Source organism: Klebsiella sp. Q2 (assembly GCF_009900705.1).
Lineage (GTDB): Bacteria > Pseudomonadota > Gammaproteobacteria > Enterobacterales > Enterobacteriaceae > Klebsiella > Klebsiella quasipneumoniae.
Genome location: NZ_JAAABE010000004.1, coordinates 394,926 through 407,053, shown reverse-complemented (window position 1 = coordinate 407,053; position 12,128 = coordinate 394,926). Strand labels below are relative to the sequence as shown.

Below are 12,128 nucleotides of genomic sequence, written 5' to 3'. Positions count from 1 at the left end.
TTCTTGTCAGCAAGACGATGATTTTGTGACGTAAGGGGATTTTCCTTCCATCAGCCGCCTCGATTTGTGTCACCATAGTAAGAAAGGTTATTCAGACTGGATTACTCAACGGGTGGGTTATGCATATTACGCTGCGGCAGCTGGAAGTGTTCGCCGAAGTCCACAAGAGTGGGTCGACCACTCAGGCGTCACAGATGCTGGCGCTTTCGCAATCTGCGGTCAGCGCCGCGCTGACCGATCTGGAAGGGCAGCTCGGCGTACAGCTGTTCGACCGCGTCGGCAAGCGGCTGGTGGTCAATGAGCATGGACGGCTGCTCTATCCGCGCGCCCTGGCGCTGCTGGAGCGGGCCCTGGAGATCGAGCAGCTGTTTCGCGGCGACAACGGGGCGATTCGGGTCTTCGCCAGCAGCACCATCGGCAACTATATTATGCCGGAGATCATTGCCCGCTATCGCCATGACTTCCCGGATCTGCCGGTTGAGCTGAGCGTGGGCAACAGCCTGGACGTGATCAACGCCGTTGCCGACCTGCGGGTGGATTTCGGTCTGATCGAGGGGCCGTGTCATGCCGCCGATATTATTGCCGAGCCGTGGCTGGAAGATGAGCTGGTGGTGTTTGCCGCGCCTGACTCGCCGCTGCTGGCGGGGGAGGTGACCCTGCAGCAACTGGCCGAGGCGCCGTGGATCCTGCGCGAGCATGGATCCGGCACCCGGGAGATTGTCGATTACGTTCTGCTGTCGCATCTGCCGGCGTTTCATCTGGGGATGGAGCTCGGCAACTCGGAGGCGATCAAACACGCGGTACGCCATGGGCTGGGGATCAGCTGCTTATCGCGGCGGGTGATTGCCGAACAGCTGGCCTCCGGCACGCTGGCGGAGCTGAAAGTGCCGCTGCCCCGGCTGACGCGCACGCTATGGCGGATCCACCACCGGCAGAAGCATATTTCCAAAGCATTACAACGTTTTCTGCAGTATTGCCAGGTGTAGCGATCCGGCTTTATCGCCTGATAATGGTGGGGGGAATTTGCTGGCAATTCCGCAGGTTAGTGCTTTACTAATAATTTGCGGTCGATCATGAAGCTCTCTTATAACTTTGCATTTGTACCGGATGGAACCCCGATCGTCTGCTACAATCGCGCCTCATTTTTTGGATGGATAGCATTATCACATGGTTTCGGAAACTAAAACCACAGAAGCGCCCACGCTACGTCGTGAACTGAAGGCGCGCCACTTGACCATGATCGCCATCGGCGGTTCCATCGGTACGGGTCTTTTTGTTGCCTCTGGCGCAACGATTTCGCAAGCAGGTCCCGGCGGGGCGCTGCTGTCTTATATTCTGATCGGTCTGATGGTCTATTTCCTGATGACCAGCCTGGGCGAACTGGCGGCGTTTATGCCGGTGTCCGGTTCCTTCGCCACCTACGGGCAGAATTATGTTGAAGAGGGCTTTGGCTTCGCGCTGGGCTGGAACTACTGGTACAACTGGGCGGTAACGATCGCCGTTGATCTGGTGGCCTCGCAGCTGGTGATGAGCTACTGGTTCCCTGACACCCCGGGCTGGATTTGGAGCGCCTTGTTCCTCGGCATTATGTTCCTGCTGAACTGGATCTCGGTGCGCGGCTTTGGCGAGGCGGAATACTGGTTCTCGCTGATCAAAGTGGCCACCGTCATTATCTTTATCATCGTCGGCGTGATGATGATTGTCGGCATCTTCAAAGGGGCGCAGCCTGCCGGCTGGAGCAACTGGGGGATCGCGGATGCGCCGTTTGCCGGCGGCTTCTCGGCGATGATCGGCGTGGCGATGATTGTCGGCTTCTCCTTCCAGGGCACCGAGCTTATCGGTATTGCCGCCGGTGAGTCTGAGAACCCGGAGAAGAACATTCCGCGCGCGGTGCGCCAGGTCTTCTGGCGTATCCTGCTGTTTTACGTCTTCGCGATCCTGATTATCAGCCTGATCATTCCATATACCGATCCGAGCCTGCTGCGCAACGACGTTAAAGATATCTCCGTCAGCCCGTTCACGCTGGTCTTCCAGCACGCCGGTCTGCTGTCGGCGGCGGCGATCATGAACGCCGTTATCCTGACGGCCGTTCTGTCGGCGGGTAACTCGGGGATGTACGCCTCTACGCGTATGCTGTATACCCTGGCCTGCGACGGCAAAGCGCCGCGCATCTTCTCGAAGCTGTCGCGTGGCGGCGTGCCGCGCAACGCCCTGTACGCGACCACCGTTATCGCGGCGCTGTGCTTCCTGACTTCAATGTTCGGTAACCAGACGGTCTACCTGTGGCTGCTGAACACCTCCGGGATGACGGGCTTTATCGCTTGGCTGGGGATTGCCATCAGCCACTACCGTTTCCGTCGCGGCTACGTCCTGCAGGGTAACGATCTCAATAACCTGCCGTATCGTTCCGGGTTCTTCCCGCTGGGGCCGATCTTCGCCTTCGTGCTGTGCCTCATCATCACCCTGGGACAGAACTATGAAGCGTTCCTCAAGGACACCATTGACTGGGGCGGTGTGGCGGCGACCTACATCGGTATTCCGCTGTTCCTCGTCATCTGGTTTGGCTACAAACTGGCGAAAGGCACCCGCTTCGTTCGTTACAGCGATATGACCTTCCCGGACCGCTTTAAGCGTTAATCCCGGCGGTGATACAGCATAAGCCCTCTGATACAGAGGGCTTTTTTTATGTCCGCGCAGTTACAGCCTGACACAATTCTTCATAATTATATTGATAATAGAAATCATTATCTTTATCATTTCCGACCATTACGGATGAAGCCACTCCCCCGTCTCTGCCATGTGTACAGACTGACATCGGGCGACCAGCCACATCGACAAGAAAACAGCGAGTCTACCGCCGACAGAGCGGCAGGCCGCCAGCGCGTGTGAGCAGCACCTTTTTTGTTTGTTTGGTTGTACACCTCATGGAGATTTGGAATGTTCAGGTTAAACCCTTTCATCCGGGCGGGATTGTCTGCGTCCGTCGTATCGTTGGCGTTTCCGGCCCTGGCCGACGTGAATGAAGAAACGCTGGTGGTGACCGCCTCGGCGACTGAACAGAGCGTCAAAGACGCGCCGGCGAGCATCAGCGTCATCACTCAGCAGGATTTGCAGCGCAAGCCGGTCCAGAACCTGAAAGACGTACTGCGCGATGTGCCCGGGGTCCAGCTCACCAACGAAGGGGATAACCGCAAAGGCGTCAGCATCCGCGGTCTGAGCAGCAGCTATACCCTGATCCTGGTTGACGGCAAGCGCGTCAACTCGCGGAACGCCGTCTTCCGCCACAACGACTTCGACCTTAACTGGATCCCGGTGGATGCCATCGAACGTATCGAAGTGGTGCGCGGCCCGATGTCTTCCCTGTACGGCTCCGATGCGCTCGGCGGCGTTGTCAACATTATTACCAAAAAAATCGGCCAGAAATGGACCGGGACGCTGAGCGCTGATACCACCATCCAGGAGCACCGCGACCGCGGGGATACCTGGAACGGCCAGTTCTTCACCAGCGGCCCGCTGATCGACGGCGTGCTCGGGATGAAGGCCTACGGCAGCCTGGCGAAACGCGCCAAGGACGATCCGCAGTCCTCCAGCAATGCCACCGGCGAAACGCCGCGCATCGAGGGCTTCACCAGCCGCGATGGCAATGTTGAATTCGCCTGGACGCCGAACGACAGCCACGATTTCACCGCGGGCTATGGCTTTGACCGCCAGGATCGCGACTCCGATTCCCTTGACCGCAACCGCCTTGAGCGTGAGAACTACTCCCTGAGCCATAACGGCCGCTGGGATATGGGCAACAGCGAGCTCAAGTTCTACGGCGAAAAGGTGGATAACAAAAATCCGGGGCAGAATGGGACCATCACTTCGGAAAGCAATGCCATCGACGGCAAGTACGTTCTGCCGCTGGACATGATTAACCAGCTGGTGACCTTCGGCGGCGAATGGCGCCACGACAAGCTGAAAGATCCGGTCAACCTGAGCAGCGGCGGTCAGTCAACGTCGGCCAGCCAGTACGCCCTGTTTATTGAAGACGAATGGCGCATCATCGAGCCGCTGGCGCTGACCACCGGCATTCGTATGGACGACCATCAGACCTATGGCGATCACTGGAGCCCGCGCGCCTATCTGGTGTATAACGCCACCGATACCGTCACCGTTAAAGGCGGCTGGGCGACGGCGTTTAAAGCCCCGTCCCTGCTGCAGCTTAATCCCGACTGGACCACCAACTCCTGCCGCGGCTCGTGCAGCATCGTTGGTAACCCGGATCTAAAACCGGAAACCAGCGAAAGCTTCGAGCTCGGTCTCTACTACCGCGGGGAAGAGGGCTGGCTTGAAAATGTCGAAGGCAGCATCACCACCTTCCAGAATAATGTCGACGACATGATCGATGTTCTGCGCACCTCCAGCGCCAGCGAAGCGCCGGGCTACCCGAACTTTGTCGGCTGGAAAACCGTCAACGGCAAGCGCGTGCCGATCTTCCGCTATTTCAACGTCAACAAAGCGCGCATCAAAGGGGTGGAAACCGAGGTGAAGATCCCGTTTGGCGATGAGTGGAAGCTGACGGTGAACTACACCTACAACGATGGTCGCGATCTGAGCAACGGCGGCGACAAACCGCTGCAGACGCTGCCGTTCCATACCGCCAACGGCACGCTCGACTGGAAACCGCTGGATGACTGGTCCTTCTACGTGACAGCCAACTATACTGGCCAGCAGCGCGCGGTGAGCGCCACCGGCAAAACGCCGGGCGGCTATACCCTGTTTGACGTCGGCGCGGCGTGGCAGGTCACCAAGAATGTGAAACTGCGCTCCGGGGTGCAGAACGTGGGCGATAAAGATCTCAGCCGGGACGACTACAGCTATACCGAAGAGGGCCGTCGCTACTTTATGGCGGTGGATTATCGCTTCTGATTGCCGGCGCTAAAACGCGTCCTGTAGGCCTGAACATGCGCCGCGAAGCAGCTTCGCGGCGCATTTGCGTTTAGCCAAAGAGATGCTGCGCATGGAAGCGCAAATGGTCTTCAATAAACGAGGCAATGAAGTAGTAGCTGTGGTCGTAACCGGGCTGGATGCGCAGCGTTAACGGCCAGGCCTTCTGCCGCGCGACCTCCGCCAGTACCGCCGGCTGCAACTGTCCGGCAAGGAATGGATCGCTGTCGCCCTGATCGATAAGCGTCGGCACAGCGTCCGCCGGCTGGCTGGCCTGCATCAGGGCGCAGCTGTCCCAGGCGTGCCATGTCGATTCATCGGCGCCGAGATAGGCGGTAAACGCTTTCTTACCCCACGGCACCTGGGAGGGATTGACGATCGGCGCGAAGGCGGAGACGCTGACGTAGCGGCCGGGATTGTTGAGCGCCATGATAAGCGCGCCGTGACCGCCCATCGAGTGGCCGCTGATGGCGCAGCGGTCGCCGATGCTAAACTCGCTGCGGATAATCGCGGGCAGTTCGTCGCGCAGGTAATCGTACATTCGGTAGTGCGCCGCCCAGGGCGCCTGGGTGGCGTTCAGGTAGAAGCCGGCGCCTTGCCCCAGATCGTAACTGTCGTCGTTGGCCACCTCGTCACCGCGCGGGCTGGTATCCGGCATCACCAGCGCGATGCCCAGCTCGGCGGCAATGCGCTGCGCGCCCGCCTTGGTGGTAAAGTTTTCATCGTTACAGGTCAGCCCGGACAGCCAGTACAGCACCGGCGGCGGCGTTTCGCGCTCAGGCGGTAAAAAAATGCTGAACGTCATGGCGCAGTTCAGGACAGGGGAGTGATGACGCCAGCGTTGTTGCCGGCCGTCAAAACAGCGATGCTCTTCAAGCAGTTCCATGCAAGGCTCCTCGGAAGGGGTGTGCGCGTAAACGTTCATAATACAGATATTTCATTAGCCGGTGAGCAACTTTCACTTTCTCCTTTTGAGAACTTACTGCATCATTAATGCAACTTATAGCCAACATGCCGGTGTAGCGATGGCGCTTATGGATGCGTACAGCGGTTGGATCATTCCGGATTCGGCGGTAGGGATTTGGCGCCGCGCTTGAGGCGAGACTTCGCGCCTTAATAAAAGGCAGCGCCAATTTCAATAATTATCGTTACGGCTACTGGATTCTGTGCGCCGCCTCACGCACAATGAATACAAACTTTGCCCCCAGAAAAAGCAAAGAGCGCCACACCTGCAGGAGAAACCCAAATGTCATCACTGAGTAAAGAAGCCGTCCTCGTTCATGAAGCGCTGGTCGCTCGTGGGCTGGAGACGCCGATGCGTGCGCCAGTACAAGAAATTGATAACGAAACACGCAAGCGTTTGATTACCGGTCATATGACCGAGATTATGCAACTGCTGAATCTGGATCTGAGTGATGACAGTCTGATGGAGACCCCGCATCGCATCGCCAAAATGTATGTCGATGAGATCTTCTCCGGACTGGATTATTCTCGCTTCCCGAAAATCACCGTCATTGAAAACAAAATGAAGGTCGATGAAATGGTCACTGTACGCGATATCACCCTGACCAGCACCTGTGAACACCATTTCGTCACCATCGATGGTAAAGCGACGGTAGCCTATATCCCGAAAGATTCGGTGATCGGCCTGTCGAAAATCAACCGTATCGTGCAGTTTTTCGCCCAGCGTCCGCAGGTCCAGGAGCGTCTGACGCAGCAGATCCTGATTGCGCTGCAGACGCTGCTCGGCACCAGCAACGTGGCGGTATCCATTGACGCGGTGCATTACTGCGTGAAAGCGCGCGGCATCCGCGACGCGACCAGCGCCACTACTACCACCTCCCTCGGTGGCCTGTTCAAATCCAGCCAGAATACCCGCCAGGAATTCCTGCGCGCAGTACGTCACCACAGCTAAAACGGAGCAGGGTACATGGAGAGAAATGTCACGCTGGACTTTGTCCGCGGCGTCGCCATCCTCGGTATCCTGCTTCTCAATATCAGCGCCTTCGGCTTGCCGAAGGCCGCTTACCTCAATCCGGCCTGGTCAGGAAGCGCGACCCTCGGCGATACCTGGACCTGGGCGCTTCTCGACCTGCTGGCGCAGGTGAAATTTCTCACCCTGTTCGCGCTGCTGTTTGGCGCCGGTCTGCAGCTTCTGCTCCCCCGCGGAAAACGCTGGATCCAGTCGCGCCTGACCCTGCTGGCGCTGCTTGGTTTCATTCACGGTCTTTTCTTCTGGGATGGCGATATTCTGCTGGCCTACGCCCTGGTGGGGCTGGTGAGCTGGCGCATGGTGCGCGAGGCGCAGCATGTCAAATCGCTGTTCAACACCGGGGTGGTGCTCTACCTCACCGGCATTGCGGTGCTGGTCCTGCTGGGGATGATCTCCGGACCCGCAGCCAATCGCTCCTGGGTCCCGGACGCGGCCAATCTGCAGTATGAGCAGTACTGGAAGCTGCACGGCGGCATGGAGGCGGTCAGCAACCGGGCGGATATGCTGTCGGACAATCTGCTGGCGCTCGGCGCGCAGTATGGCTGGCAGCTGGCGGGGATGATGCTGATAGGCGCGGCGCTGATGCGCAGCGGCTGGCTGAAAGGGCAGTTCAGCCAGCGTCACTATCGGCGCACCGGCGTGCTGCTGGTGGCGGCCGGGATGGCGGTGAATGTGCCGGCCATCGTCGCCCAGTGGTATCTGGCCTGGGACTATCGCTGGTGCGCGTTTTTACTGCAGGCGCCGCGTGAACTGAGCGCCCCGCTGCAGGCTATCGGCTATGCCTCGCTGGCCTGGGGCTACTGGCCGCAGCTCTGCCGTTTCCGCCTGGTGGGGGCTATCGCCTGCGTTGGACGCATGGCGCTGACCAACTATTTGCTGCAGACCCTGATCTGCACCACCCTGTTTTATCATCTCGGGCTGTTTATGCGCTTCGATCGTCTGCAGCTGCTGGCCTTTGTTCCCCCCATCTGGGCCGTAAACCTCCTTCTGTCATCACTCTGGCTGCGCCGCTTCCGCCAGGGGCCGGTGGAATGGCTGTGGCGTCAGTTAACCCTGCGTGCGTCAGGGACATCATTGAAAGACACATCCAGATAACGATCTCGATCACAATCATTAACAAAACGGATGTAAACGTTTCCAGCCGTGTGACCTCACTCACGTAGCGGACCGCGGGTCGCTGCCAGAATAGCCTCCTTGCTGAGCACAGGAGGTGAATGTGACGTGCTGTAATTCTCTTAAGGTCGCTGAGTATGATCACCATTCGTGATGTCGCCCGCCAGGCGGGCGTATCCGTGGCCACCGTGTCGCGGGTGCTGAACAACAGCGCGCTGGTGAGTCCGGATACGCGCGACGTCGTGATGAAAGCGGTGACCCAGCTGGGCTACCGGCCAAACGCCAATGCCCAGGCGCTGGCCACCCAGGTCAGCGATACCATCGGCGTGGTGGTGATGGACGTCTCCGATGCCTTCTTCGGCGCGCTGGTGAAAGCGGTGGATACCGTCGCCCAGCAGCATCAGAAGTATGTGCTGATCGGCAACAGCTATCACGAGGCGGAAAAAGAGCGCCACGCCATCGAGGTGCTGATCCGCCAGCGCTGCTCGGCGCTGATCGTCCATTCGAAAGCGCTCAGCGATGCTGAACTGAGCGACTTTATGCAACATATCCCGGGGATGGTGCTGATCAACCGCATCGTGCCGGGCTTTGCCCATCGCTGCGTGGGTCTCGACAACGTCAGCGGCGCGCTAATGGCTACCCGCATGCTGCTCAATCACGGCCACCAGCGCATCGGCTATCTCTCCTCAAATCACGGCATTGAAGACGACGATATGCGCCGGGAAGGGTGGAGCAAAGCGCTGCAGGAGCAGGGCATCATCGCCCCGGACAGCTGGGTCGGGTCCGGCTCCCCGGACATGCAGGGCGGCGAAGCGGCGATGGTCGAACTGCTGGGGCGGAATCTCGGCTTCACCGCCGTGTTCGCCTATAACGACAGCATGGCGGCCGGCGCGCTGACAACGCTAAAGGATAACGGCATTGTCGTGCCGCAGCATCTATCGCTGATTGGCTTTGATGATATTCCTATTTCCCGTTACACCGATCCTCAACTGACCACCGTGCGCTATCCGGTGATGTCGATGGCGAAGCTGGCCACCGAGCTGGCGCTGCTGGGGGCGGCCGGCAAGCTGGATCGCGAGGCGACGCACTGCTTTATGCCGACCCTGGTGCGCCGTCACTCCGTTGCCCAGCGGCAAACTGTGGGGCCGATCACTAACTGAAGCGGCAGCGGGATGTAACCGCTTTCAATTTGTGAGTAAATTCACAGTATATTAACATTCGCCTGATTATGATGGCAGCGTTTACCAGTCTGAACCACAAGGTGATGGGAAATCCTCACTTTTACTATTAGGAACAAGGCGTTAAACGAGTATTAGAGTCGTATTTTCCTGGAGCGTTACCCGACACGGAAGACCGAATTTTCGTCGTGAAATGCGTTGTGCGGTAACACTAATGCAACAAGTCCCGCCCGCACTTTTCACAAAAATGACCCTGCATAATAAAACCGGAGATTCCATGAATAAGAAGGTGTTTACCCTCTCTGCTGTAATGGCTGGTCTGTTATTTGGCGCCGCAGCACACGCAGCAGATACCCGTATCGGCGTGACGATTTATAAATATGACGACAACTTTATGTCGGTGGTGCGTAAGGCGATTGAAAAAGATGGCAAATCCGCGCCTGACGTCCAGCTGCTGATGAATGACTCGCAGAACGACCAGTCGAAACAAAACGATCAGATTGACGTGCTGCTGGCGAAAGGCGTGAAAGCCCTGGCGATCAACCTGGTTGACCCGGCTGCGGCGGGAACGGTCATCGAAAAAGCGCGCGGGCAGAATATTCCGGTGGTGTTCTTCAACAAAGAGCCTTCCCGTAAAGCGCTGGATAGTTATGACAAGGCTTACTACGTCGGTACCGACTCGAAAGAGTCCGGGATTATTCAGGGCGATCTGATCGCCAAGCACTGGAAAGCAAACCCGAACTGGGATCTGAATAAAGACGGCCAGATCCAGTACGTCCTGCTGAAAGGCGAGCCGGGCCATCCGGATGCGGAAGCGCGTACCACCTACGTTATCAAAGAGCTGAACGATAAAGGTCTGAAGACCCAGCAGCTGCAGATGGACACCGCTATGTGGGATACCGCCCAGGCGAAAGACAAAATGGACGCCTGGCTCTCCGGCCCGAATGCGAACAAGATTGAAGTGGTGATCGCCAACAATGACGCCATGGCGATGGGTGCGGTTGAAGCGCTGAAAGCGCACAACAAGAGCAGCATTCCGGTGTTCGGCGTTGACGCCCTGCCGGAAGCCCTGGCGCTGGTGAAATCCGGCGCGATGGCCGGTACCGTGCTGAACGATGCTAACAACCAGGCGAAAGCGACCTTCGAGCTGGCGAAAAACCTTGCCGACGGAAAAGAGGCGGCGGCAGGCACCAACTGGAAAATTGACAACAAGATTGTTCGCGTCCCCTACGTGGGGGTCGATAAAGACAACCTGAGCCAGTTTACCGGCAAATAATCGTGATGTGAGTTGCGGGCGTGGGTTATCCACGCCCGATTATTCCTGATACAGAACCAGACTCCTGCTGGCGTTATTGCGCCGGACGGGGAGTGCATGAACGCAGCCAGGTATAACTATGGTCAGCAATAATAGCGAACGGTCAGGCGAATATTTGTTGGAGATGACCAACATCAACAAATCGTTTCCTGGCGTCAAGGCTCTTGATAATGTCAACCTGAAGGTTCGTCCGCACTCCATTCATGCGTTAATGGGTGAGAACGGCGCCGGAAAATCGACATTATTAAAATGCCTTTTTGGGATCTATCAAAAAGATTCCGGCAGCATTCTTTTTCAGGGAAAAGAGATCGATTTCCATTCGGCGAAAGAAGCCCTGGAAAACGGTATTTCGATGGTGCATCAGGAATTAAACCTGGTCTTACAGCGTTCGGTCATGGACAACATGTGGCTCGGCCGCTATCCCACCAAAGGCATGTTTGTCGATCAGGACAAAATGTACCGGGATACCAAGGCTATTTTTGATGAGCTGGATATTGATATCGATCCGCGCGCCCGCGTCGGGACTTTATCGGTATCTCAGATGCAGATGATTGAGATCGCGAAGGCGTTTTCCTATGACGCCAAAATCGTCATCATGGACGAGCCGACGTCATCGCTGACGGAGAAAGAGGTCAACCATCTGTTCAAGATCATCCGCAAGCTGAAAGATCGCGGCTGCGGTATCGTCTATATCTCGCACAAAATGGAAGAGATTTTCCAGCTGTGCGATGAAATTACCATCCTGCGCGACGGCCAGTGGATCGCTACCCAGCCGCTGGAAGGGCTGGATATGGACAAGATCATCGCCATGATGGTCGGGCGTTCGCTCAATCAGCGCTTCCCGGATCGTGAAAACACCCCGGGGGAAGTCATCCTCCAGGTGCGCAATCTCACCTCCCTGCGCCAGCCCTCCATTCGCGATGTCTCCTTCGACCTGCATAAGGGCGAAATTCTCGGTATCGCCGGTCTGGTGGGCGCGAAGCGTACCGACATCGTGGAGACCCTGTTCGGGATCCGTGAGAAGGCCAGCGGCACCATCACCCTGCACGGGAAGAAGATCAACAACCACAGCGCCAATGAGGCGATTAACCACGGTTTTGCGCTGGTAACCGAGGAGCGGCGCTCCACCGGAATTTACGCCTATCTGGACATCGGTTTTAACTCGCTGATCTCCAATATTAAGAAATATAAAAACAGCGTCGGCTTGCTGGATAACTCGCGGATGAAGAGCGATACCCAATGGGTGATTGACTCCATGCGCGTTAAAACCCCCGGCCAGCATACGCAGATTGGTTCGCTTTCCGGTGGTAACCAGCAAAAGGTCATTATTGGCCGCTGGCTGCTGACCCAGCCGGAGATCCTGATGCTGGACGAGCCGACGCGCGGTATCGACGTCGGCGCCAAATTCGAGATCTATCAGCTGATTGCCGAGCTGGCTAAAAAAGATAAAGGGATCATTATTATTTCTTCCGAAATGCCGGAACTGCTGGGGATTACCGACCGCATTCTGGTAATGAGCAACGGCCTGGTCGCGGGCATTGTTGAGACTAAAACCACCACGCAAAACGAAATACTGCGTCTTGCGTCATTGCACCTTTAA

At 57.3% G+C, this 12,128-nt stretch carries 9 protein-coding genes; 8 read left to right on the top strand and 1 reads right to left on the bottom strand.

What is annotated here, in order from left to right:
• The first annotated feature begins 119 nt into the window (after window positions 1-119).
• From yieE to cirA, 3 genes are all read left to right on the top strand, one after another.
• On the top strand, window positions 120-986 hold the full coding sequence (gene yieE / locus GT756_RS17410) for a DNA-binding transcriptional regulator YeiE (protein WP_023318748.1): 867 nt from the start codon (window positions 120-122) through the stop codon (window positions 984-986).
• A gap of 181 nt (window positions 987-1,167) precedes the next feature.
• Entirely contained in the window at window positions 1,168-2,637 is a 1,470-nt protein-coding gene (locus GT756_RS17405) for an amino acid permease (RefSeq protein ID WP_004201637.1), read from the top strand.
• A 300-nt stretch (window positions 2,638-2,937) separates the two neighbouring features.
• Window positions 2,938-4,911: a catecholate siderophore receptor CirA gene (gene cirA, locus GT756_RS17400; protein WP_023318747.1), complete on the top strand. Its 1,974-nt coding sequence runs from the start codon at window positions 2,938-2,940 to the stop codon at window positions 4,909-4,911.
• A 70-nt stretch (window positions 4,912-4,981) separates the two neighbouring features.
• Here the strand turns inward: cirA and fghA are convergent, their stop codons facing one another.
• Window positions 4,982-5,815 carry an S-formylglutathione hydrolase gene (fghA, locus tag GT756_RS17395; RefSeq protein WP_004201634.1) on the bottom strand — a complete coding sequence of 278 codons (834 nt, stop codon included), beginning with the start codon at window positions 5,813-5,815 and terminating at the stop codon, window positions 4,982-4,984.
• 360 nt (window positions 5,816-6,175) lie between these two features.
• Between fghA and folE the strand changes: the two genes are divergently transcribed.
• The 5 genes from folE to mglA all read left to right on the top strand — a co-directional run bounded on the left by folE (window position 6,176) and on the right by mglA (window position 12,128).
• Window positions 6,176-6,844: a GTP cyclohydrolase I FolE gene (gene folE / locus GT756_RS17390; protein ID WP_004201633.1), complete on the top strand. Its 669-nt coding sequence runs from the start codon at window positions 6,176-6,178 to the stop codon at window positions 6,842-6,844.
• Between the two features lie 15 nt (window positions 6,845-6,859).
• Window positions 6,860-8,017 carry a DUF418 domain-containing protein YeiB gene (yeiB, locus tag GT756_RS17385; RefSeq protein WP_004201630.1) on the top strand — a complete coding sequence of 386 codons (1,158 nt, stop codon included), beginning with the start codon at window positions 6,860-6,862 and terminating at the stop codon, window positions 8,015-8,017.
• 155 nt (window positions 8,018-8,172) lie between these two features.
• Window positions 8,173-9,195 (top strand): HTH-type transcriptional regulator GalS, encoded by a 1,023-nt coding sequence (gene galS, locus GT756_RS17380; RefSeq protein ID WP_160124959.1) that lies wholly within the window; start codon window positions 8,173-8,175, stop codon window positions 9,193-9,195.
• Between the two features lie 295 nt (window positions 9,196-9,490).
• A complete protein-coding gene (gene mglB, locus GT756_RS17375) occupies window positions 9,491-10,489 on the top strand; it encodes a galactose/glucose ABC transporter substrate-binding protein MglB (protein ID WP_004201626.1) in 999 nt (332 codons plus the stop codon).
• Between the two features lie 118 nt (window positions 10,490-10,607).
• Complete coding sequence (mglA, locus tag GT756_RS17370) at window positions 10,608-12,128, top strand: galactose/methyl galactoside ABC transporter ATP-binding protein MglA (RefSeq protein ID WP_004201625.1); 1,521 nt, start codon at window positions 10,608-10,610, stop codon at window positions 12,126-12,128.